General features: G+C 33.8%; 18 protein-coding genes. 10 read left to right on the top strand and 8 right to left on the bottom strand.

Features of this window, described 5'->3' with window-relative positions:
* Nucleotides 1–350: 350 nt before the first annotated feature.
* The 3 genes from AC1RPR_RS00275 to AC1RPR_RS00265 are packed head-to-tail and all read right to left on the bottom strand — an operon-like array spanning nucleotide 351 to nucleotide 5,796.
* Nucleotides 351–2,594 carry a DEAD/DEAH box helicase gene (locus AC1RPR_RS00275; RefSeq protein ID WP_481760891.1) on the bottom strand — a complete coding sequence of 748 codons (2,244 nt, stop codon included), beginning with the start codon at nucleotides 2,592–2,594 and terminating at the stop codon, nucleotides 351–353.
* An 11-nt stretch (nucleotides 2,595–2,605) separates the two neighbouring features.
* Complete coding sequence (locus AC1RPR_RS00270; RefSeq protein WP_481760890.1) at nucleotides 2,606–3,937, bottom strand: ATP-binding protein; 1,332 nt, start codon at nucleotides 3,935–3,937, stop codon at nucleotides 2,606–2,608.
* Nucleotides 3,934–5,796, bottom strand: coding sequence for a TerB N-terminal domain-containing protein (locus AC1RPR_RS00265; protein ID WP_481760889.1), 1,863 nt, complete (start codon nucleotides 5,794–5,796; stop codon nucleotides 3,934–3,936). Before AC1RPR_RS00265 ends, AC1RPR_RS00270 begins: the two co-directional genes overlap by 4 nt.
* Before the next feature lie 406 nt (nucleotides 5,797–6,202).
* Between AC1RPR_RS00265 and AC1RPR_RS00260 the strand changes: the two genes are divergently transcribed.
* The 3 genes from AC1RPR_RS00260 (at nucleotide 6,203) to AC1RPR_RS00250 (ending at nucleotide 10,133) form a co-directional block, all read left to right on the top strand.
* Nucleotides 6,203–7,609: a C69 family dipeptidase gene (locus AC1RPR_RS00260; protein WP_481760888.1), complete on the top strand. Its 1,407-nt coding sequence runs from the start codon at nucleotides 6,203–6,205 to the stop codon at nucleotides 7,607–7,609.
* Nucleotides 7,610–7,886: 277 nt separating this feature from the next.
* Nucleotides 7,887–8,198 carry a helix-turn-helix domain-containing protein gene (locus tag AC1RPR_RS00255; RefSeq protein ID WP_481760887.1) on the top strand — a complete coding sequence of 104 codons (312 nt, stop codon included), beginning with the start codon at nucleotides 7,887–7,889 and terminating at the stop codon, nucleotides 8,196–8,198.
* Nucleotides 8,199–8,711: 513 nt separating this feature from the next.
* Nucleotides 8,712–10,133, top strand: a complete 1,422-nt coding sequence (locus tag AC1RPR_RS00250) for an AcpB/EbpR/MafR family transcriptional regulator (protein ID WP_481760886.1) — start codon at nucleotides 8,712–8,714, stop codon at nucleotides 10,131–10,133.
* Between the two features lie 75 nt (nucleotides 10,134–10,208).
* Here AC1RPR_RS00250 and AC1RPR_RS00245 read toward each other — a convergent pair whose 3' ends face one another.
* Genes AC1RPR_RS00245 through AC1RPR_RS00235 form a run of 3 tightly spaced genes read right to left on the bottom strand, consistent with a single transcriptional unit; the run spans nucleotide 10,209 to nucleotide 15,540 of the window.
* On the bottom strand, nucleotides 10,209–11,486 hold the full coding sequence (locus tag AC1RPR_RS00245; RefSeq protein ID WP_481760885.1) for a glycoside hydrolase family 125 protein: 1,278 nt from the start codon (nucleotides 11,484–11,486) through the stop codon (nucleotides 10,209–10,211).
* Nucleotides 11,487–11,520: 34 nt separating this feature from the next.
* Entirely contained in the window at nucleotides 11,521–14,154 is a 2,634-nt protein-coding gene (locus AC1RPR_RS00240) for a glycoside hydrolase family 38 N-terminal domain-containing protein (protein ID WP_481760884.1), read from the bottom strand.
* Between the two features lie 36 nt (nucleotides 14,155–14,190).
* On the bottom strand, nucleotides 14,191–15,540 hold the full coding sequence (locus AC1RPR_RS00235) for a PTS sugar transporter subunit IIC (RefSeq protein ID WP_481760883.1): 1,350 nt from the start codon (nucleotides 15,538–15,540) through the stop codon (nucleotides 14,191–14,193).
* Nucleotides 15,541–15,702: 162 nt separating this feature from the next.
* On the opposite strand from AC1RPR_RS00235, the gene AC1RPR_RS00230 reads away from it, so the two are divergent.
* From AC1RPR_RS00230 to AC1RPR_RS00205, 6 genes are all read left to right on the top strand, one after another.
* Nucleotides 15,703–16,422 carry a GntR family transcriptional regulator gene (locus AC1RPR_RS00230; RefSeq protein WP_481760882.1) on the top strand — a complete coding sequence of 240 codons (720 nt, stop codon included), beginning with the start codon at nucleotides 15,703–15,705 and terminating at the stop codon, nucleotides 16,420–16,422.
* A 573-nt stretch (nucleotides 16,423–16,995) separates the two neighbouring features.
* Complete coding sequence (locus AC1RPR_RS00225) at nucleotides 16,996–17,718, top strand: HAD-IIB family hydrolase (RefSeq protein ID WP_481760881.1); 723 nt, start codon at nucleotides 16,996–16,998, stop codon at nucleotides 17,716–17,718.
* Complete coding sequence (locus AC1RPR_RS00220; protein ID WP_481760880.1) at nucleotides 17,719–18,969, top strand: PTS sugar transporter subunit IIC; 1,251 nt, start codon at nucleotides 17,719–17,721, stop codon at nucleotides 18,967–18,969.
* Nucleotides 18,956–19,840 carry a glycosyltransferase gene (locus AC1RPR_RS00215; protein WP_481760879.1) on the top strand — a complete coding sequence of 295 codons (885 nt, stop codon included), beginning with the start codon at nucleotides 18,956–18,958 and terminating at the stop codon, nucleotides 19,838–19,840. Before AC1RPR_RS00220 ends, AC1RPR_RS00215 begins: the two co-directional genes overlap by 14 nt.
* The gene (locus tag AC1RPR_RS00210; RefSeq protein ID WP_481760878.1) at nucleotides 19,830–20,558 is read left to right on the top strand and encodes a DapH/DapD/GlmU-related protein; all 729 of its coding nucleotides are present in this window, start codon (nucleotides 19,830–19,832) and stop codon (nucleotides 20,556–20,558) included. The genes AC1RPR_RS00215 and AC1RPR_RS00210 overlap by 11 nt, the downstream gene beginning before the upstream one ends.
* A 4-nt stretch (nucleotides 20,559–20,562) precedes the next feature.
* Nucleotides 20,563–21,189, top strand: a complete 627-nt coding sequence (locus tag AC1RPR_RS00205; protein ID WP_481760877.1) for a hypothetical protein — start codon at nucleotides 20,563–20,565, stop codon at nucleotides 21,187–21,189.
* A gap of 313 nt (nucleotides 21,190–21,502) precedes the next feature.
* Here the strand turns inward: AC1RPR_RS00205 and AC1RPR_RS00200 are convergent, their stop codons facing one another.
* Both AC1RPR_RS00200 and AC1RPR_RS00195 read right to left on the bottom strand, forming a co-directional pair.
* Nucleotides 21,503–21,919, bottom strand: coding sequence for a hypothetical protein (locus tag AC1RPR_RS00200; RefSeq protein ID WP_481760876.1), 417 nt, complete (start codon nucleotides 21,917–21,919; stop codon nucleotides 21,503–21,505).
* Between the two features lie 77 nt (nucleotides 21,920–21,996).
* The gene (locus AC1RPR_RS00195; RefSeq protein ID WP_481760875.1) at nucleotides 21,997–22,821 is read right to left on the bottom strand and encodes a helix-turn-helix domain-containing protein; all 825 of its coding nucleotides are present in this window, start codon (nucleotides 22,819–22,821) and stop codon (nucleotides 21,997–21,999) included.
* Nucleotides 22,822–23,010: 189 nt separating this feature from the next.
* Here AC1RPR_RS00195 and AC1RPR_RS00190 point away from each other — a divergent pair, with 189 nt between their 5' ends.
* Nucleotides 23,011–23,865, top strand: coding sequence for a hypothetical protein (locus AC1RPR_RS00190; RefSeq protein WP_481760874.1), 855 nt, complete (start codon nucleotides 23,011–23,013; stop codon nucleotides 23,863–23,865).
* Nucleotides 23,866–23,877 lie beyond the last annotated feature (12 nt).

Here is a 23,877-nt window from a genome sequence, read left to right as displayed (position 1 = left end):
CAAAAAAAGAAGGCTCGTAATGCGAGCCTTCTTTTTTATACATATATATTAAAGAAAATGATGTTGTTTGTGTGTCTGTTACGGCGCCAATTTAAGCGATCATTTATAAATGTTTAGTTGTCAAAGCCAAGGATGCTTATCCGCATCATGATAAGCATATTTCGATGAAGTATATGATGCATTTACATTTGATAACAACGTATGATGAGCAAGCATTTACCTTAGAGAAATTAAAAAAACATGGCGCGACCTCTATCAGAGGACCACGTCATGTGCCGGATGATTTAGTAGCGTTGTTGAAGTAGATAACTAATTAGTTTATTATCACATTGATACTTTAGAATCTCTGTTTAGAGATGTTTTTGCCAACTAAGCACGCGATTTTGCATTCCTTTGAGATCTAAGATACCGTTTGCAAATCCTTTACGAATTAATTCTTCTGGTACATATTCATCATATTTTTCAAAAACAGGCACTTCTTTTTCATATACCAATGCCAAAGGATCAAAATCGGTAGCTGCTTCTTCTGCTACGATTTTATAAAATTCTGCTTCACTGACAGACATGGTAAATTGTAGGTAATATGGTCGTGATGAATTCATGCCTTTCAACCCAAGACGTTTACCACAACGGATTTTCAGAAACCGCTCAAGCGCAAGGAACGCGTAACTGCCAAGCCATGGAAACAATGCCCACATTTTGCCACCAAGATGAACCAGTGGACGATTAGCCATTTCTGCCTTTTTAAACGTTTCTCTGGCTTCTGCTAGACGGCCTCTAGCTTGTGGCATTAAGTAGGAATAGTCTTTTTGCTCTGCAAGGACATCGTGCATACGTTCTAGGATTCTGGTGTGAATATCCCCAGCGACATCTCCAAAGTAGGCTGGTTTGTTACCTTTAACGAGCGTACAGTATACCTCACGACGTTTGTGATCAACTTCATCGACAACCCATACACGTCCTGCTATGGCAATCTTGTCACTGACTGGTGGTGGCTTGACAATTGTACCTAACTCTTCTGATCCTGCACGGACTGTATATTCGATGTTTTCTTGAAAGACCCCATAAAATTTGTAGTTGTTAACAATACGTTCACCAGCAAGACCAACAATTACACCGCCATTTTCGGTACGATTGATATGATCGATTGTGATCAGATGACGCAGTAAAGTTCCGAAGTCCTCTTGATTAATTCGATGAAAAGCAGAAAGCGTTAGGACGCGTGAAGCAAGTTCAGCAAGTGTCATTTCGCCAGATGATGCCAATGTACTCATTGTTTGGTGATAAAGCAGGGAAAAAGGCAATTTGTCTGTTTTGGGTGGTTCTACAAAACGTTCTTCGATATATAATTGTACGAGAGCGATACCCTGAATAAGGTACCAGGGCACCAAATCTGGTAGCATAGCACGAGCTTCTGGGTGGTCTTCGCGCATAACAAACCACATTTCAGAAGGGTCACCTCTTCTGCCGGTTCTGCCCATACGCTGTAAAAATCCGGAAACCGTAAATGGTGCATCTAGCTGAAAGGCGCGTTCTAGTCTACCAATGTCGATACCAAGTTCTAGTGTTGCGGTGGCACAGACGCTCATGAGAGAATCAGCATCTTTCATGGCTTCTTCAGCACTTTCTCGATAGGCTGTTGAAAGGTTTCCGTGATGAATAAGAAAACGATCCGGTTCGTTGTTGACTTCACAGTACTGCCGTAAATTTTGACAGACTAATTCACACTCTTCTCGCGAGTTAGTAAAAATGAGGCATTTTTTGCCACGTGTATGTTCAAAAATATAGCCTATACCTGGATTTGCTGCCTTTGGAGCTTTATCTGTGGCAGGTTCTAAAGCAGAGGTAGGTGGGGCTGTTATCACGCTATTTATCGTCTCGTTAGCTTGTGGTTCTGAATTAAAAAAGTGTTCGATTGACAGTCGCCATACTTCTTTTCCACCGTCAAACTTTGGGATGATAGTTTCTCTGCCACTACCTGCGGCAAGAAATTTACCCGCTGCTTTTGGATTTCCGATTGTAGCTGATAATCCTATTCGTCTTGGATTACTGCCCGATAGTCGACAGAGGCGTTCAATTAGCGAAAAGGTTTGTCCACCACGATCCGAACGTAAAAGTGAATGTATCTCATCAATGACAATAAAGCGTAAATCACCAAAAAGGGCAGGGATTTCCATAGACTTGTTTATCATCAAAGCCTCTAAGGACTCCGGTGTAATTTGTAAAATACCGGCTGGTTTGCGTAGTAATTTTTGCTTTTGACTTCGAGGGGCATCCCCATGCCAACGTGTGACTGGAATATCAGCTTCTTCACAAAGCTCATTTAATCGACCAAATTGGTCATTGATCAAAGCCTTTAAGGGGGCAATATACAGTACTCCAACTGAGCTTGATGGTTGTTCATCAAGTAGGCTTAGAATAGGGAAAAAAGCAGCTTCCGTTTTCCCAGAAGCAGTAGATGCCGTTAAAAGAACATTCTTATCTGTGTTAAAAATGGCATCTCCGGCCGCATTTTGAACAGCGCGCAGGGTTCGCCAGCCAGACCGGTAAATGTAGTCTTGAATAAAAGGCGCATATCGGTTATATATATCCATGTGAATACCTCTCAAATTGTAAATTCAGAAAAATTGTCAGCCACTTTGTTAGAAACAGCCTCTGATTTGGCATAAGAAAACTCATCAGAATCAAATATTGTGTCAATGGATAGATTTGGATTTTGATATAAAATGTCTAATACCTCAATGAAATCACGGATAATCTCGCGTGGGGTAATATTTAAATCTGCTCCGATGCGTTCATATTCAATTCGGATAAAGGTGGCGAGGTTATCGTCTGTCATCTTTTTTTCATAACTATAGAGATCTGCATGCATAATAGCCAACTTTTCACATAGAATTAGCATCTCTTCAGCTGTTAATGGTTCTAACTTGATGACCGGGGCCAACAAATCTCTAGCGCCTGGTTTTGAAAACTTACCTTCAGCTAGACGAGAACGCAGGGCCTCATAACTATAAACACCGCGACGTTTATCTTCTATAGCTTGTGGAGTAGTTCCCATGATGATACCAAGATATTTAGCTTTACCTTGCAGTGTGTCATTGTACATCGTTAACAGTTTTTCATAATTATATTGACGCGTGATACTATTTGGAATCTTATAGATATTTACCAGCTCGTCAATCATAATTAGCATGCCAGAATAACCAGCTAATCTAAAGAAAGCAGCGAAAAGTTTTAAATATTCATACCAATTATCATCTGTAATAATAATATTAATATCTAAGTCCTTTTTGGCTTCACGTTTTAAAGCATATTCCCCACGGAACCAGCGGATGACTTTTGCTTTCAGTTCATCGTCGGCGTTGACATAGGCATGATAATAGGAAGAAAGTAATTTAGCAAATTCAAAGCCGTATACAAGTTCACTGACTGAGGAAGTGACTGTGTAAATATTTTGATCTACCATCGCAGTCAACCGAGGATCACCTGGGGTTAGGCCACTGTCGCTGGCTGCTTTTGTTTGAACGCTGCTAATCCAACGATCCAAAATTAAGTTAAGTGCACCACCTTCAGGTTTTGTTTTTGTAGATAGATTACTAATTAATTCGCGATAGGTTGCAAGACCTTGACCTTTTGATCCTTGAAGACGTCGTTCTGGTGATAAATCTGCATCGACAACAATAAAGCCACTGTTCATCACGTAATTACGAATCGTTTGCATCAGAAAACTTTTACCTGAGCCATATCTACCAACAACGAAGCGAAAAGATGCACCGCCTTCTGATATGATATCGACATCGTGTAAAAGTGCCTGAATTTCATTTTTTCTACCCACCGTAACGTAAGGTAGTCCAATTCTAGGGACAACACCACCCTTTAAGGAATTTAATACTGTTTGTGCAATGCGCTTTGGTACTTTTTGAGTTTGTTTTGTCATTTCATATTTCTCCTAATTATTTCAATTAAATCGTCCCGATAGTCTTCAATAAGAAAGATGGTATCGCCGTCACATTGTAGAGCTGAGTCGCCGATGTCATCAAAAAGCGTTTCATTTAACGTGTCGGTAATCACTTCAGGCATGCCATGCATATCACGGATCATGTCTGTGACAGATTCGCCTCGAACTAATAAGCTTAATAATTCTAACTGGGTCTTGCTTAGTGACAGCGTAGGCTCTGAATCAATAACAGGTATTTTTTCGAGGCCAGTCTGTTCAGTGGATGGCAATATGTTATTATGCTTTGGTAATACGTTTTCAGAAGTATCTTTTTCTTCGTCAGTTAACAAACTGTCTCGTGTTTCAAACGCATCGCTTCTAATTTTATCTAAATTTGAAAATTGAATGGTAACCTTAGGCTTATCTGCTTTCAAACGAGAATCACGGTCAGCTGCAATGACAGTTTTAACGTACGGTGCTGCCCAGGTTTCTGCATCTCGTGCTTTTAAAGGATAACCAGTTTTTAAATAAAGTCGTAACATACGATCTGTTTCACGCAAAAGACCATCTAACTTTTCTTGATGAAAGTTAAATTTTTGGTAACTCTGTTCGTACCACGCATTATCTTTGTAGGTATATTTTCGGATATCATTCAACTTGTATATAAGTGGCTGTTGTGGCGTTACTTGGTAATATACGGCGTTGCCTAGAGGGTACCAAAGATGAGAATGTATTGTGCCAAAGCACGCAGAAAATAAGTTATTATCCATTTTTATAGCTGTTCGCCACACTTGAGCGAATAACTGTGTGCCGTGTTTTTCATGTTTTTTAAGGACAGCTGATGCCAAAATTTTATGTCTTCCAAAAAGACAAAGCGCATCAAATACTGCTTTGTCTTCATGCTTTTCTGGATCACCTAAAATCATGATTGCATTATCTCTTTGTAATTTTTCGGTATCAGCGTACTGATACGTCGTGTCTGGTTCTATACCATTTATTACTGCTAGTTCAAACAACCATTTATGGCTGTTTAAGCGTATACGATTATCTCCAATACCGGAGTCCAGATAATTGATTTCAAATGCTTTTATTTTTTGTAGGCTGTCTATCACGGATGATGTGCCTATGCCATTAACCAACTCATACAAATATAGGTATGCAAGTGAGGTCGTGATTTTTTTATAAATGCCTTTTCGGATGTTTGTTCGCCAACTAAAATAGCCGCGTAATTGTTTCAAACCAAGATCATGGTAGGTTGTAAAGTAGCGGTGTATGTCGACATTGTAGGAGAAAACATCTTCGTAGTCGGCCATAAATTGTCCTTGGACATAAAAATTCCGGCATTTTTGCTTGAAAGAGTTATCACCGTAAGCATAGAGTTGGCTCATTTTTATCATTTTTTCAGGAATTTTATTTTCTTTGACATCAGAAGTCATTCCCTTAAACGTCAGAGGAACCGCGTGGTATTGTTGCTGTTGTATAGGTTCAGGTTCGGCGTTTAGAACAATCGTATTACCGCTTTGTTCGTTCTTTTCAAGTGCATTATCAAAAATACGATATATAACATCTGGGTCTGTGCTGTCGTCAAAATGGACGCCTAACCACTTCGGACCGCGCATTCGAAAAGGTGACGAAAGGTAAGACGGTAAAATATCAGTTGGTATTTCCTGTGCGTATTTGATGTCACAACGCTCGATATTATCACCAGAAGTAGCGTTTTTTTGACGCATCAAAACAGCCACCCATTTATTTGTGCTGGGATCTACCAACACCGAAAAACTAGGGAATTTAGGCCATTTGTATTGTTCGATAATATTATATTTTTCCTTGGCGTATAGTACTAATTCAGATAAATTCATGTTTTCACCAGAGTATTCTGTTATTTATAAGGTTGGTAGCCATACGTCCTAAATATTTACGCAAAGATAGGTGAATAAACAACTAGGACAGTTAAATTCATCAATAATTTTTGTTATTTAAAATGTATACTACCGTCAGTATATGATGTACCGTAGCGTCACAGTCAATATCATTTTCCTTTTCATATGATTTTAATATCTTTATGACAAAATTATTCAAATTATAGGTCTTGCGCAAATTTTGTATAATACAGGTATGGGACATACCTTTCACCGCTTTCAATTAGTTTTAGTCAACGAAATTGTAGAGCCAGTCTTAACGCCAAAAATGGGGTTAAGACTGCTTTTAATTTACCGCTAAAACCGCTATACTATTAGTATAAAATCAATAAGGAGTGTGTGGAAAATGACAAAAAGAGTTCAAGGTTCTTGTACATCAATTTTAGTTGGTAAAAATGCTTCAATCGACGGTTCAACAATGATTTCTCGAAATGATGATGGGCATGAAGCTTTAGATCCACAACGTTTTGTTGTTGTACAACCTGAAGATCAACCACGTAATTATCAATCTGTTATTAGTGGTGTAAAGGTAGAATTACCAGATAATCCAATGCGTTATACCTCAATTCCAAACTCACTTTTAACAAACGGAATTTGGCCTGCAGCGGGTATCAATAGTGATAATGTAACGATGTCTGCTACAGAAACAATTACAAGTAATCCACGTATTCAAGGGCTTGATCCTTATGCTGCTGGTGGAATTGGTGAAGAAGATCTTGTAACGCTCGTCTTACCATATATTCATAGTGCTAAAGAAGGGGTTGAACGTTTAGGCGATTTACTCTTAACACATGGCACATATGAACCAAATGGTATCGCATTTTCCGATAATGATAGTGTTTGGTGGCTTGAAACAATCGGTGGCCATCATTGGGCAGCTGTTCGTATTCCGGATGACGCTTATGTTGTTGCACCTAACCGTCGAAATATTGATATGTTTGATTTTGATTCAGAAGACACACTTTGTTCTGAAGATTTAAAAGTCTTAATTGATAATAATAAGTTAAATCCTGATTTTGAGGGTTACAATTTACGTCATATCTTTGGTAGTGCATCAATTAAAGATACGGTCTACAATAATCCCCGTACATGGTACGGTCAACAATATTTCAATCCTGAAATTATTCAAGATCCAATGGATCAAGACTTACCTTTCATTTGTCATGCAAATCGTAAAATTTCAATTGAAGATGTTAAATTTGTTTTGAGTGCACATTTTGAAAATACGGAATACGATCCTTATGGTAGTGCGCCAGAAGATATTAAAACACGATTCCGTCCAATTGGGATTAACCGTAATCATAATGTACATTTATTACAAGTTCGTAATGATGTACCTGATGAGATTGCTGGGATTCACTGGTTAGCTTATGGTGCAAATACGTTTAATACAATTGTGCCATTCTATGCGAACGTTAATGACACACCAGAATCATATAAAAATGCGACAGGTGAATTTGATTTAAATAATATGTATTGGCTCAGTTGTACAACTGCATTGTTGGGCGATACGAATTATGACTTCTACGTAGATATGCGAAATACATTTGAACTTGAAGCAATGAGTGCTTACCATGAAATTCAAAATGTTGCTGATAAGGCAGTTAGTTCACAAGCAAATATCACAGCATTTTTAGAAGAAATGAATAATAAGTTAGCTACAGAATCATTAAAACGTCAAACACAATTGTTAGGTGAAATGGTTATATCTGGTTCCGAACAAATGAAATTACGTTATAACTTAAACGATTAATTATAAACAAAATGAAAAGTTATCATTAAGTTGATAACTTTTTTTGTAACAATTATTTTAATTACTAGATTTAGGCAGCACTTTTGAGTAATATGGTACCATTTCATATGCTAGTAAAAATCAAATTTAGATCACTTAAATATGGTTTATATAATTCTTATTATAATGATAACAAGTATAATAATATGCTTTTTGCTAAAATTAACGTTTTTAAAAATCTTTAAGCTTTCTTTGATTTCACTTATTGTAAAATAAGATTCGTGATTGGAGAAAGTTAATGGTTAAAACGATAAGTCAGTTAATTCGAAAAAAACGTAAGGCACTTAGTCTAACAATTGAGCAGCTTGCTGAAAAGTCTAACGTTTCTATTAGTTTGATTTCTAGAATTGAACGAGGGGACGTTGCTAATATCAGTATTAATAAATTATCTGATATTGCCAGTGCGCTAGAATTGGAATTGTCAGACTTCTTTAGTAGGCAACAGTTTTCGGATATACCTACTTTAGAATTATTACAATATTTTAGTACGTTAACAGATGAGAAACGTGAGAAATTATCAAAATCAATTCTTAGAATTATTCAATTATAAATGATAATGATTAATAATGGATTATGTTATTTTTTTATAGAATGCACAATTTTTCTGTCTTTGTATTCTTTAGTTAAATTAATTTCAATTATTTTAGGTTTTAAATTTTTCGATAACTTTAAATTGGATAGTAATAAATTAGAATTGTCCATGGTAGATCGTCATCTTCAAATAATAGATCTTAACCAAGAAACTTTCCTGGTTAAGGGTTATTTTAGTAGGAAATTGAATTAATTTAACTTAGATGTCAAGTTAAATGATAGATAAGATATCGTTAGTATTTGGAGAGAAATTAGAATAAAAAATGACATGAAATAGGTTAAATGTTAACATAAAGAGGATAATAATTCTGGGGAATAAGTTATTTTTTAAGTATGGTATTGGGGATAAAAATTTAACTCAAAAAAATATTTATGTTAATGATTGGAAATACTCGGAGGTAAGCATTTGTACAAGAAAAACATTCTCGATAAACAAGAATGGCTAATTTGCGAAATTATTTAAATATTAGCTTTGAACGAAACTGGTTTATCAAGAAAACGATTACGTGAGCAATTAAATGTTTCTGAAACGGCTGTAAAAGTTGCTTTACAACAATTGGATAAAGATTTAAATTCCGGGGATGAACCCTACATGATTATTACAAAAAATAACGTCCAATTATTAGGTAAAGGCGAAATGAATTTTAATCAAACGATTTATCGGTATATAAAAAAATCGATAAATTATCAGATTTTAATGGCCTTTTATACTAAAGGTAATGCAAAAGTTGAGAATCTAGATACTAAATTAAATGTCAGTGAGGCTTCTATTTTTAGAAGGATTAAGCGATTAAATTCTCTTTTAGAAGAATTTCATGTGAAAATTTCTCATGGTGTGATGTTAGGTAACGAAAGTCAAATTCGCTTTTTTTATTATTCATTGTTTTTAGGAATTGATTTTAAATTCGAACAATCAAGTGAAAATGGCATTATTATGGCAGTCATCCAACGGTTTGAGGAATATTTTGATTTTAATGTGAATGATAGTAGTTTAGTTAGAGTAAAGCTTTGGTTAAAAGTAACAAGTCAACGAATGATGGTTAACGATCAAGATAATCGTAGTATTTCAGTTGTTTTAGAAGACATGATAAAAAATAATTCTTTGTTCGATAGCGTTGAAGAAGAATTTGGCGAAATTGTTAAAGAGTTTAAGCATAAAGTTGATATTCATTTTGAAAGTGCACTACTTTACGCTTGGACCACGGCTTTTGTGCCAGTACCATGGAGCACCTTTGTTGCCCATGATTTCGTGGCCGTTAATCGTAAAAATAATAATAAATTGCAACAAGCTGTTGAATTTTTAGAAAATGGCTTTGAGAATAGCTTAGGTATTCAGGTTGCTGGAGGCGATTTAAGTGAGTCTTTATATCCAATTTGTACAGAAGCCTTTTTATTTCACGGCGTTTTAAAATCTGCTAGTACAGATATGATGGAAGATTATCGCCTTAGAAAAGATAATGAGTTAGTTCTTAAAAATGTAAAAAATGCCATGAGTGCAATGATTGAAGAATCGAAGGGCGATCCCGAATGGTATGCCTTTTATTCAAGGTATGGTGACTCATTTATCAAGACGATTATGTCAATTTTTAATGCGCGTTTATTGGCAAAAGAAAAATTATTAACGGTAGGTGTGGATTTAAATACTGAGGAGCGCGTTAAGGAAATGTTTATGATGTACGCCAGTCGGGAATTAAATATTAATTTACGAGTCAACATAGATGTTTACGAGTCTACTAAGAATTATGATTTAGTTATTACAAATTTTATGAGCAAAAATTATTTGAATTCAGCACTGGAGACATATATTATCACTGGATTAGGGACGGATAGTGATGTACTTGGCGTTGAACAAGAATTAATAGAGATACTTAAAAAATATTATCATACTCAATGATAATATTTTTTTGATTTGAATTAGTTATAAGCCTAAAAAAAGAGTAGATTTCTCTACTCTAAATTAACTATATTATTAAATATTCAGATATCGTAAAGCAAGTTGACAGTAAGTCATATTTGCCCAAGAAAACCAGTCTCTAGTAAATTGACTTGGGTCATTAACGTTAATTCCTTCATGACATTGTAATGTGTCATCATCGGTTTGACTAATGATATCTAAATTATTTTGCATAATTTCCGGATTATTTGATGTTAATCCCTCCATCGCTAACGAAATCGGCCAAATATATTCCTTTGGTGTATGAGGACTGCCAATCCCTTTTAAATATTTTCCCGAGTAATAATAGGGATTTTGATCACTCAGAATAAATTTACGCGTTTTTTGGTAGATAGAGTCATCAGGTGAAATATAACCAATAAATGGGAGAGATAATAGACTAGGTACGTTAGCATCGTCCATTAAATTGATATTACCTAAGCCATCAACCTCATAGGCAAAAATAGTTTCATTAGAATTTGGAGCTGATACGATTCCAAAATTTTCAATTCCAGATTCAACTTCAGATCGGAGACGACTTATTCTTTTAAGTAGCTCGACTGGAGCTGGTTGTGTTTTAGATAAGGTAAGCAACTCATCTAGGACACAAATGATATAGCAATTACCTGGAATATGATAACCATATAAGCAGGCATCATCACTTGGGCGGAAACCACTCCAAACCATACCTGTATACCCAATTGGTGCACCTTTACCACCATGACTCAATGTGTCTGTTGAGGGACCATTAGAACGATTAAAAATATAATCGGAAGTTTCATGATGTTGTTCCGTAATAAAGGTATCCACAATTAACTTTACAGTTTGCCAAAAGTTACTGTCTAAATGTTTTGAATATCCAGATTTTTGATAAAGTTCTGATGCCAAATGGATAGGGGCGCATAATGAATCAATTTCAAATTTTCTCTCCCAAACGAGATCAGATATTGGAATATTTGATTTATCAACTGTGTAGTGTGCACCAGAACTAGTTTCGTTAAATGCATTTGCATAAGGATCATGTTTAATATAGGCAAGTTGTTGATTAATAACGCCATGGATGAGATATGTTATTTCTGGAATCTTATCTGTTAGTGAAAGATAAGGTAGTATCTGAAATGTCGAATCTCTGAGCCACATGGCAGGAATATCTCCTGTAGCAATGAATATATCTGAATCATTTTGTACTTTAACCGTATTTGTTAGTGTATCAATGAATACATTACGAAATAATGCAGTAGATTTTTTTGAAGAAAGTGAAATTGTTTCTGAATAATCCGTAACTTGTTTAATTAGTTTTTCTTGATTTATCATTTAAATACCTCAAATCGTAAGTTATCATAATTACTTATTTAATTGGAAAGATACCGTAAGTTCTAATTTCTCCTGGACCAAACGATAGTAAATCAACGGTGGTAACTTTTGAATTAATGAAATGGCTAACTTTACCATTTAAATCGAGTTCAGCAATGTTACAAGTAGTATTTAATGAGAGATTGCCAGGTTGATTGATAACGTTATCAGTTGGATTATAAAGACGAAGTTCAAATCCAGTTTTATCATCTGATATTGAAAAACTACTCATAATGACCTTTAAATTTTGAACGGACATAATTGAATTGTGATTAACGTTAGTCTTTGCTGGATTCATCATGAAATATTGTAAAGGTGTTGAGAAGCGATTTATTATTTGATCTTGATAGAAAAGTTCATTTTGACTTAATTGGCGATGCTTATTTTGAAGTTCAATAGGCTTGAAGTCAGCTTCAACAACTAGCCCACCTTCAAATATTAATTCTTTATTTAATTGACTATCCGGAGTTGATACAATTTTTGTTTGTAGACCTGAAGCATCTGAGGGACGGCGCATTAAGTCAGGACGTCCTAAGAAACCTACTCCTCTAAACAATGTAATCGCTAATTTATCAAAAGATTTATCAATTAATTGAAAATCTTTCGTACCTAAGGTTAGAAAAGACCAACTTACTTCTTTATTATGTGAATTAGCGAAATGAATCATTGGTCGCATACTTGTTGGTTCTTCCTTATAACCAATTTGTTCCCAGTCTTTAAGGTGTTTGTCTTCAGTAGGACGTTCAATGATACCAAATGGGGTATCTGCGAACGAGCTAACGACATTCGTTAATTGTGTATTTAAAATAAGTCGCATACGATGATCAAGAATAGTATTATCAATGTGCATCTTAAATTTAATAACGTTAGAATTTTTTGTTAATGTTAATGTTAATTGATAATTTAATCGACCAGTTTTAGTTTTTAGTGCACGCTCCTCTAAGTTGATTGGTAAGGTCCACGAACCAGTAATTGACATAATTTGATATAATTTTCCTGATTTAAATGTTATTGAATCAGATTTTGAAAAATCTAAAGTTAATAACCAATCTTTGAATGCAGGAGAGTAGTCATACGTATCACCCTCATCACCGCTATCTTCAATTGTCATAAAATTAGAATATGAGTGATTATCAAACTTTGTTTTAAGATTTAATTGCCCGTCATCAAAAGAAATTTTGTAGAAATCATTTTGAATATCAGTAGATACTTCTAATGTATTTACTGGGTTGTTTTCAGAGACGGACTGAATGCAGTAGCCAGTCCAATCTGTAGCTGATATGATCGTTTTAAAAGCAATTTTAGTAATATAATAAAAATCATCAGTCATTTCAGTTTGATCACGGCGTAAAACTGCTGCATTTTCTTCCTTTTGATAAATAATATCAAAAGGAACATCAATGCCGTCTATTGTTTTAAGATTAAAATTAGCAAAAGAAGTACTAACTTCGAATTCACGAATTTCATTAACTGGTAAAGGAAGTGGATTCCAAGCAAATAAATTTAATTGTTTTTTATCTGAAATAGAAATACTTAGTTTACGAAGTAGATAATCTTTGAGTGAAAGAGATAATTGATCTGCCACAATTCCACGATGTAAGATATCTTGATTTGTTTTATCACTGTTACAGCCACCGGAACTATCATGAGCTTGTCCACGGGCAATAGTCTTCCAAATATCATCAATTAAACCTTGCTTTTCAGATATACCCTGATGTGTAGCAATAGCCATTAAAGGCTCGACTTCATAAGTCATTCTCCGTTCTAATTTATCGTAAAGCTGTTTTAAATCGTAACGAGAAGAATAGATTCCTCGATGTATTTTAGAATCTGATGGATCAATGAATTCTCCATTAAATGATGGTAAATTGGACTCCTTAGCTAATGCATCAAAAAATTTTGGATACGTACTTTCTTGAATAACAGAATCAGATTGTAAAAGAACACTATTAGCAGTTGCAAGTCTATCTTTTAAATTATGATCGATAGCTCGCTGGTCGCCACCAATTGGTAAAACAAGATTGTCAGATGTAGTATTCGTTGAGATTTTCTCCGTTAAATCGAAAAAGTTATCATTTTCAACTAAATCTACACCTGCATAATAGCCATTTTTAATATTAGCAACTAAAACTTTGGAGGAGTCATTACTTGTCCAGTAAAAATAGCGGGAATCGTTTTCTGTAGGGAACCCACGCCAGAAAACGGTGCTATTAATACCAAATCCATTATATATTTTTGGCATATCTTGTCCTTGTCCAAATGAATCTGGGAGATACCCAACTTTCATTACGCCACCTAAATTGTCAGCTAGCTTTGATCCAATTCTGATATTGCGAACAATAGATTCTCCAGAAGTAACCATTTCATCAATTTGAGTATACCAAGGTCCAATGAGTAAACGACCCATAGAAACATATTTTTTGATAAGATCTTCTTTTTCTGGAGCTGTATTTAGATAATCATCAATAATTGACATCTGTCCATCTAATAGATAATAATCTAGTTCATTTTTAGATAATGCCTCAAAAGCTTCGTCCATATGGAAGGCAAATTGAATTCGAGCCTCTTGACGTGTAAAATACCATTCAAAATCCCAATGAGTATGTGCGATTGCATGAATCTGTTTCAAATGAAACACCCTTTCTTCTCTTGAATTAAATTCAGATTATTCTGTAACCATGTCTGCATCCAATTTTCTTGCTTCTGCACGTTCATGGCGTTGGTTGATAATAACAAATGGAGCATATAGTGCAGTATCTAAGACAACTAAAACAGCAGTTAAAACGACTGGGCTTAGATGGAATGCACCTAATACCCAAGTGCTAATGAAAATAGGTTCATTACCAGAATTTAAAACTACAAGAGGTACAACCCAACCGATTGAAGTTACAACATATGCAATAATTGCATTTGTGACAGGTACAACAATCCATGGAATGAACATTAGTGGATTTAAAACAATAGGTAAACCGAAAATAACAGGTTCATTAATACCAAAACAACTTGGAATGAAACCTAGTTTTGCAACTTCTCGCTCTTTTTCACCTTTATTTGTGAAAATCAGCATTGCAATAATTAAACCAAATGTTGCACCAGAACCACCAATCATGGCGTAAACATTTGTCATTGTATTAGGTGAAATTGAAATATCAGCAAAACTTTGAGTTTCAGCAAATTTTGCAACGTTTTTAAGGAATAGTGGTAACCAGAAGGCTGAAATAACGCCCCAGACGATATTGAAACCATGTAAACCAAGGAACCAAAGGATTTGTTCTAATAAAATAACAATAATAATAGCTGGAAGCCCAACACCAACGCTTAACATTGGTGAGATAACAATATCAGCAATCATTTGTACTAATGAAACATAGCCAAGTGACTGTATTGTAATTCTTACGATACCAAAAATAATAAGTACTTCGGAAATTGGAATTAATGAGAAAAATGAATCGAAAACATTTTGTGGTACGTTACCAGGCATTTTAATCGTGAACTTACTTCTTGCGAATCGAGCGAACAACGAAACGGCAAGCATTCCAACAATTAAGGCTGTAAACATACCTTCATAACTAAAGAATGAAGTTGAAAAACCTTCAACAACTTTAGCTTTGCTATCCAAAAAGTTAACGTTATTAGGAATCATGACGAAGTATGCTGCGAATGCCAATAATGTGGCAATAATTGGATTTAAACCTTTATTTTTTTCGTCCTTTTTTAATTCCATTGCATACGAGTATGCTGATGAAAAAACAACGATTAGTGCAACAATACCAAGAGTAGCAGTACCAATGTAGCCGAATAAGTCACTAATACTTGTTAAAATGACATTATGAATATCTTTTGCTTTAATTAATGCATCAAGTTCCATTTTGATTAGATTTGAGAATGATCCGACAACAGTAAACGGAATTGTTCTAACAAAGGCATTCTTAATAGCTTGTAAAATGGTATTTCTTTCAACCCATGCTGAAACTTTTAAGAGTGGCCCCTGGATTTTTTCTAAGTTAAAATGCATAATAAAGACTCCTTTTAATTTTGTTTATAGAAAGCGCTTTCTATAAACAAAGTATAACAACATCTTTTTAATTTGTAAATACATATTTAAATGAAACGTGTTTACAAATTAAATTATATAATATAATATGTATATACAAATGTATAGAAATGAGGTAGACAAATGTACAGATATCGAGAAATATACTCAGATATTAAACGAGATATTTTAACAAATCATTATCGTGCCGGGGCTTTACTGCCAACTCAAGAAATATTAACCGAAAAATACCAAGTTTCTAGATTAACGTTAAAAAAATCATTAAATTTACTAATTGATGAAGGATTAGTTTATAGTAAGCAAGGGTCAGGGACGTATGTGCGACCAAGAATGGATAGTCAATCTACGGAGATGTTGCCTCTAGATTTACCTGTTGGTGTCACATATTCACATCGAGATCAAAAAATATCAAGTAAATTAATACATTTTAATGCCCGATTACCAACAGAAATAGAACAAAAAAATCTACAAATATTATCTAATGATCCAGTTTATGAAATTAAAAGGGTTAGATTGATTAATAAAAAGGTCTATAGTTTTGAGCACTCAGTGATGCCGGTCTCAATTGCGCCTATCGATGAAAAGGTATTATCAGGATCCGTGTATGACTATTTAGGGAGTCACGCGAACTTACAGTTAACAGATGCAAGACGAGTGGTTTATGCTGAACCAGCAAACAAAGAAACTAGTCAAGTTTTAGAAGTTTCCTTGGATAGTCCAATTTTTGTAATTGATCAAATCGCTTATGATCAAAAAGGCCGCGCCTTTGAATATTCGACGTCAAGATTTGTGAGCAATCATAATAAATTTGTCTTAGATGTTCATTTAAATAAAAACAACTAAAAAAGAGATTCCTGCAATATACTTTTTTTTAACCGATTTTAAAATAGGATAGCATAAAGTAGAGTAGTTTGTGATCGTAACTAGCAGTGATATTGTGGGACAATACGCGATATGTGTTGAAGTAATAAATAAAGTATGGAAAGGAGGATGCAACAATGATAATAAGACAAGAAGAAATAGAAAACGATTATAGTTTTTCACAATCTACCTTAAACGTAATTGTTATGGATTCAAAAATAACCAGCATTTCTTTACCCGAATTGAATTAATTTTGCATAAGAAAAGGCATCTGTCTTTCGACAAATACCTTAGTATTCCGCCACCAACACCAGTTGACAAAGAGCCCTTTTTAAAAGAATAATCAGTTAATCTTTAAATCTGAGCGGTATTAAAATTGAACCGAGTGGTTATTTAATACTGATTCAAAATCTCAAAATAACATATATAAAAAAATTCCCTTGAAATATCTAGACATTAGGTAAATAATGTGGGTGTAGCGAACTGTGTAGGAGTAAAAATGATATGGGGGTTAAAAAGATTTGGTTCGCGGAAATAATATGTAGGGGTGATTAAATGAATATGCTAGTTAGTGATTTTGATGGAACGATTTTGAGAGGTGACTTTGTAGATAAGAATACAAGAGAGACTATTGCGAAACACAACAAAGAAAATGATCTCTTTGTTGTGGCCACCGGAAGATCTCCAAAATCGATAGTCAATGCGAAAGAAAAATATGGTCTACCTGAGTTTAACTACGCTCTAGCATCAAATGGCTCAATAGTAATTGATAGTAGAGGTCAGATTATTAAAGCATTCTATCTGAACGGGGAGCAGATCAATGCGATAAAAGAAATAATTAATAAATACTTGAGTTCAATCGAACGAATTATGATTTCAAGTAGTGACAATGAATTACGTAGTTTCGATAAATTAAATCCTAGCTCGGATAATATTTGTTCAATTACTGTCGTAGCAAGTACTAAAATTATCAATGCTATAAGTGAGAAAATAGCAACGAAAAGAATATTGAATTTCAATCGCAATGGAAAATACTTAGACATTACGCGTGTGGGTATTGATAAGAGTACTGCAATTAATTGGTTGGTTAACATAAAAAAAGTAAATATTAATAATGTGTATTCTGTCGGAGATGATTATAATGATATAACAATGCTTCAAAGCATTAATAAGTCATTTACTTATAATGATAGTCCGTTGCCTGTCAAGACTGCTGCTAGATATTTAATAAATGTATACAGTGATATAAGTAATTATGTGAAGAAAGAAGTAGAATAAATGAAATCGCTTACATCGGCAACTAATCGTTTCTTCAATTCCAGAATTTTGACTGGAATCAAAGATGGGATGATATATACCATCCCCATTACAATTGTAAGTTCTATTTTCATTATTCTTGTACAATTTGATATTAATCCCGATTTGAAAGTCTTAATGAATCGATTGATTACTTTTTCGTTCAACATTTTAGGTGTAGTAAGTTGTTTAGGAATTGCTTTTTCGATGACTAAAAACGAAAAATTAAAACTAGAAACAACTATTACCGCACTAATTTCATTTTTAGTTCTTTGTGGAGCAGAAAATGTAAAAATAGTAAAGAATATAACCATTGATTGGATTGGAAGCAAGGGGATTATTGCAGCGATGTTAATCGGAATACTCATCCCTATTTTCTTTGAAAAGATTGTTAACTTAAGGATTGGAAATAAAGTTTTTAAAGATTTACCGAGTAATGTTGGAATAGCTTTTGAGTCTTTAATTCCGATGTTTTGTTGTTTTATTGTTATAGGTGTCGTTCAATTTGTATTTCAATTTATCATAAAAAGAACCTTCGTAGAGACTATTTATACTCTTTTGCAGCTTCCTTTACAAAACTTATCGGACACGTTTTTTGGTGTGATTTCTATCTCGGCATTGATTTCAGTTTTTTGGTTTTTTGGCATTCACGGTAATTCCGTTATTGGTGGAGTAATAACACCGATTTTATTGACAAATACTATTGAAAACCAGTCGATTATAGCAGCACACCATAATCTAACAATAGTGAATGGAGCGCATATAGTAACTCAACAGTTTTTAAATCAATTTATTACTATGACAGGAAGCGGTATTAGTATAGGGCTTATTCTATCAATGATTATTTTTTCAAAAGAGTCAGGTAATCGCAAGCTAGGATTAGGTGCTTTTGTACCTTGTTTATTTAATATTAACGAACCAATAGTTTTTGGACTACCAATTGTATTGAATCCATACATGGTAGTACCGTTCATTTTTATTCCAGTTATTACCGGAATGTCTTTATATCTTTGTATTCTATATGGAGTTATTCCGCCGTTTAACGGTGTCATTCTTCCGTGGATAACACCACCATTAATTTCAGGCTTTTTGCTAGGAAGTTATAAATATGTTGTGTTTCAAATCGTAATTATCATTATGTCTTTTGTTGTTTACACACCGTTTTTAAAGCTGTACGAAAATAATAGCACTAAGTTAGTCTTAAAGGGAGCGCATAGTAATGGAAAATTTTGATATATCCGTAATCATTCCAACCTACAATCGGAATAAATTACTTGAAATTAGTTTGCAGTCACTACTTAAACAAAAACTGAATAATACGACTTTTGAAGTAATAGTTGTCGATGATGGATCGTCTGAAGAAACAATCTCAATTGTTAAGGCATTTGAGACATCACTGAATATTAAGTACTATTATCAGTCGGATAATGGATTTAAGGTTTCTGAAGCGAGAAATGCTGGAGCAAATATCTCTGGGGGTAAATATCTCGTATTTATTGATGCTGGTATTGCAGTTTGTAGTACATTTGTGAGTGAGTACCATAGAATTTTAGTAAATAATGAAAATAGTTTTGTGATTGGTTATGTTGCGGGATTTGATGATCATGATAAATATAAACAGGCAATTATTGATAACTTTAATGCGGCGGATGTCGATGGCACGATTCAAGTATTATTGAATTTAAATGCGTATGATCGCCGTGAATCAGTATACCAGTCAATGGGAGATGATTTGTCTAAGTGGCCAGCACCATGGGTAATTGGTTGGTCATGTAATATTGGAATATCAAAAGATGCCTATCAAAGAATCGGAGGATTCGATGAGGCTTACACAACTTATGGTGGAGAGGATGCAGATTTCGCTATTAACGCATTTGTGCATCATATTAGATTTATCCTTGATAGATCTGCGATTGCAGTTCACTATCCACATGAAAAAAATAAAAATACAGTAAGCACCGAAGAAGCTAAAAAATATACGCTAAGGAAAAGAAAATATATGTTCAATAAATATGGTTTAAGCTCAATTAGAACTTGGATTGGAACTAAAACGGAATTATTAAATGGAGAGTTGAGTAAAGCTGGTGGAAATAATGAAAACTAAGAACGTTGTTGATTTACACAATTTTATAGACGTTAATGATGAGAGATTGCGTAATGGTATGTTGAAGCAAACTGTTGTTGATTTTTTGGATAATTTTAATTATGTGGATCTAACTAGATTAAATCATTCATACACTGCAAATAGTAGCCAAATATCAAAGAGTGCAATTATTGAGGGGAATGTGTATATCGGTGAAAATGTTATTATTCAGGGGTTTGCTTACATCAAAGGCCCAGCAGTCATCAAAGACAATGCATTGATTGGGAAAAGTGCATTTATTCGAGGTGGCTGTTATATTGGGGAAAATACTATAATTGGGCATTCCTCGGAGATTATTAATAGTGTGATTCTGGATGATACGCATATTGCACACTTTAATACAATAACGCGGTCTTTTATTGGAAGTGATGTAAACTTTTCAGCTTATGCGTCGACTTCCAGCTTTAACTTGTATGATGAAATTGACGCGACTGGATGGCATAAAACAAAAAAAATTTTTTTCGATGATAAAACATATTTAAAAACAAGTTCAAAATTTGGAGCCATTATAGGTGATCACTGTCGCATTGGAGCTTACACTATGACATATCCAGGTGTTACAATGGGGAAAAATTGTGTTGCGTTGCCACATCTCATGATTAAAGAGGGTTTTTATGCAAATGACAGTAAATTATACTTACAAGATTATTATACTCACACAGTAAAAAAAGGATGTTAGACAAATGGGATCAAGAATAATGCATTTATCAATTGCACAAGTAATAAATAATAAGCATGGGTTTGGAAATGATTTTTTAATTGGAAGTATTACTCCAGATGTTAACAAAAATTCGAGAACACCCAAAGAGCTTACGCACTTTATGGTGAAACGCGAAGATGGAGAACATGATATGTTTCCAAACATGTTTCTAGAGGAGTATGGAACATGTTTGAATACGTTTCAACTAGGATATTATCTTCATCTTATATCTGATGATATTTGGCTAAAAACTGTTTATAAAAAATATATTTTAGAAAACATGAGTTATAGTAAGGATGAAGCGCTACGAAGATTCTATTTAGACTTTCACTATTATAATGGTATTCTGATAAAACAATATAAACTGGTAACTTTGAAAAATAACAAATACTTATCGACTGGGGTCAACGAAATAATTGATCGTGATATTAGTGAAATTATTGAAGACTTGGATGCTGATTTTGATGATATGTCTATCGAAGACTTTCCAGGTTTACTTAAAAAAGAGGATGTAGAACAATATATTAACGTTTGTGTAAAAGAATTTGAAATTTTTCTCTTGAAAGGCAGCTATGATGGTGTTAAATTTGTTTTTTATAACGATTTTTAGAAACAAAAATCTATATTATATAGTTTAAAAAAGTTGAAATCATTAAGGCGCTGCAACTATAATTTGAAACCTGGTGAACGGTTTAAATGATGGTCATTTCAGAATTAGATAGTTCTAACTCACAGAAAGTTTCAATTTTAATTCGTTCAGATTAGGTTATACTAGACAAAAGATCAGTTCCTAGAAAGTGTGTTTGTGGTAAACACCATTTTAAAGGAAGCTGACCTTTTTTGTCCGAACAGCGTTCGGATTAATTTTACAAGCTACCAAGAAGTAACAAAAATTAGCCATACTCCTTGCAGGAATCTCTTTTTTAGTTGTTTTCAATTATTCGTTTAAAGCTTTGTAAGTTTGAATTAAAGGCATGTTTAGCGATTGGCATGAGTAATTTTAATGGTAAATGTGAATGATCATTTTCAGACAAGTAAAAATTTTCTTCTAATAATGTTGTTGCATTTTTACTAGTCAAATTAAAAATTAGAGTGTATTCGAGTTTTCCTCCGGTACTTTCATAGTAGATTGTATCATTTTCTGAACTAACAGAAATTTCCTCATTTTTATTCAAAGCAGAATCTGTTCTGTGAATATTGAATTTATTGTTGTCAATTGGCTGTACCTGAATAATATCAGGTATCCATTTCAGTAAAGTTTCCGGATTTTTTAAAAACAACGCGATTTTTTCTTTACTTGATTTGATTGAAATAACATTTGAAAATAGTGGTTTTTCCATAGGATGAAACCTCCTTTTATTTGATGACTTCATCCTATCCAATTTGAGTAAAAATTAAAAATCAGTATTCTGATATTCTAAATATTTTTATAAATTTGTTCATTAAAAAGGCCAGTTAGTAGCTGTTGCTTTTCAGTAGCGGCTAAAAAATTATCTTTATCTTCTGCTCTTTTTGCAATTTGAGCCATTAAATAAAAAGAGTTGGCTAACATATAGTGTGAGTTATGATCAGTAGCGAATTTAACAGACTTGTTTATCCAATTAAGAGACATTGTTAAATTATTGAGCTTAAAATAAATAAGTGCTGTCAAATAGAATAAAATATTTTGATTTTCTTCATAAAATAATTTATTAAAGTCCATAAAAGTCTGATCAATATATTTCTCAGCCTTATTTTGTAAATTTTGCTTTGCATATATAAAGGCCAAAGAGACGGTACCAAGTCGGGTAAGGGTATCTGGCAGAATTTTATTACTGGAAGCAAGGGACAACTTAATATATTTTTCGGTAGCAATCAATTTATTTTCAGTATGTAGAGTTGCAATACCGATATAATAATAGTATGCCTGAAGTTGCTTATCCGTTTTTAAATTATTGGTAACCGTTTCTTTATTTAGAAACTGGAGTAACTCTTTGTATTGGTGTTGATTACATAACTTAGATACACGTTCATTGAATTCATTTTCTGAACTGATATCAAAATTTTCCAGAAGACTTATTTGGTCTAAAGTAATCGATAATTTATGACATAGTTGGATTAAGAGCTGTGCATTAGGTATGTATTTATTATTTTCAATAGCACTAAGCATCGATTGCGCACAAATATCTTTGGAAACTTCTTTTTGAGTTAAGTGTAGCGATTGGCGAGTTTCTTTTAAAATTAATCCTAAGCTATTAGGCATGATATAACCTCTTTCTAGTTTGAAAAAGTTAAACAGTAATTACTGGGATAATAACATAATGGGGCATAATGATAAAATTTCATGATTAATAAATCAAACTACCATTTTTCAATCATGTCGCGTACAATTAACCTACAATTGAATGTTAAAATTTAAATAATTTGAGAATTAACAAAAGGGGATAGAATCATGCGTGCAGAATTCCAAAAGCAACATACTGAGACCTATCAGATAGACAACCATAAAGGTCTAAACGGCTGGATATCTTTCTTCTTGAGCCTTAGTTTAATCGTACTATTTGTGACAAGTGTCTTAAAAATAACCGTTTTGAATCAAACTTATACTGAAGAAAAAATTTTAACAGATTCGAACGTGACACTTGTGACACGACAGATGAATGATGGTATTTCAAGTATTGCGACATTAAATGATGTGCCAACGTCAGCTGTTAAAGATGCTTTAACGAATCAACAAGTTACTAACATTGCGAAAAATAGTTTTAGTAACGTATATGCTGGAAAACAAACTGTCATCAATCCAACTGAGATTACCAATCAAGTTGCTAGCAACGTTATGAAAAAAACGGACACATCAAATCCGTTGGTTAGCGCTAAAATTGATGGGATTGTCGCAACTTTTAAAAGTAATTTAAGTGAATATTTGACGAATAATATCCAAACGCCATATCTTTCAAAAATTGCTAGTACAGTTAGTTCGGTAAAAGTAATAGTCCAAACAGCCTTTATGTATAGTTTAATAGCTTCTGTTATTTTTGCGCTACTCTTACTGGCTATTAATCGGGCATTCTTTATACCGCTTAAATACGTCGGATTCAGTGCAATCTGGAGTGGTGTTCTAGTTTCAATTGGTTCTGCAATTGCCTTGTACAGTGGCCTAATTGGTATTGTGTCTAGTAAAGCTTCTGTTTTTACTGATATTGTGAATAATTATATCAGTGACACATTTAATACCATGTTAGTGGGTAGTTTAATTTTACTTGCTGTTGGTCTAGTATTCTGGTTAATTGGTCGTAATAAAAAATAAAAAGCAACTGAT

The sequence above is a fragment of the Dellaglioa sp. CoH-57-MRSF-22 genome, from assembly GCF_056781895.1.
This window is presented reverse-complemented; position numbering and strand designations above follow the sequence as displayed.

Coding starts and splice junctions, on each gene's coding strand:
- AC1RPR_RS00245 (WP_481760885.1), bottom strand. CDS start 11,486: ATGATAAATCAAGAAAAACTAATTAAACAAGTTACGGATTATTCAGAA.
- AC1RPR_RS00205 (WP_481760877.1), top strand. CDS start 20,563: ATGGGATCAAGAATAATGCATTTATCAATTGCACAAGTAATAAATAAT.
- AC1RPR_RS00235 (WP_481760883.1), bottom strand. CDS start 15,540: ATGCATTTTAACTTAGAAAAAATCCAGGGGCCACTCTTAAAAGTTTCA.
- AC1RPR_RS00195 (WP_481760875.1), bottom strand. CDS start 22,821: ATGCCTAATAGCTTAGGATTAATTTTAAAAGAAACTCGCCAATCGCTA.
- AC1RPR_RS00265 (WP_481760889.1), bottom strand. CDS start 5,796: ATGAATTTATCTGAATTAGTACTATACGCCAAGGAAAAATATAATATT.
- AC1RPR_RS00200 (WP_481760876.1), bottom strand. CDS start 21,919: ATGGAAAAACCACTATTTTCAAATGTTATTTCAATCAAATCAAGTAAA.
- AC1RPR_RS00225 (WP_481760881.1), top strand. CDS start 16,996: ATGAATATGCTAGTTAGTGATTTTGATGGAACGATTTTGAGAGGTGAC.
- AC1RPR_RS00275 (WP_481760891.1), bottom strand. CDS start 2,594: ATGGATATATATAACCGATATGCGCCTTTTATTCAAGACTACATTTAC.
- AC1RPR_RS00220 (WP_481760880.1), top strand. CDS start 17,719: ATGAAATCGCTTACATCGGCAACTAATCGTTTCTTCAATTCCAGAATT.
- AC1RPR_RS00260 (WP_481760888.1), top strand. CDS start 6,203: ATGACAAAAAGAGTTCAAGGTTCTTGTACATCAATTTTAGTTGGTAAA.
- AC1RPR_RS00210 (WP_481760878.1), top strand. CDS start 19,830: ATGAAAACTAAGAACGTTGTTGATTTACACAATTTTATAGACGTTAAT.
- AC1RPR_RS00190 (WP_481760874.1), top strand. CDS start 23,011: ATGCGTGCAGAATTCCAAAAGCAACATACTGAGACCTATCAGATAGAC.
- AC1RPR_RS00255 (WP_481760887.1), top strand. CDS start 7,887: ATGGTTAAAACGATAAGTCAGTTAATTCGAAAAAAACGTAAGGCACTT.
- AC1RPR_RS00215 (WP_481760879.1), top strand. CDS start 18,956: ATGGAAAATTTTGATATATCCGTAATCATTCCAACCTACAATCGGAAT.
- AC1RPR_RS00230 (WP_481760882.1), top strand. CDS start 15,703: ATGTACAGATATCGAGAAATATACTCAGATATTAAACGAGATATTTTA.
- AC1RPR_RS00270 (WP_481760890.1), bottom strand. CDS start 3,937: ATGACAAAACAAACTCAAAAAGTACCAAAGCGCATTGCACAAACAGTA.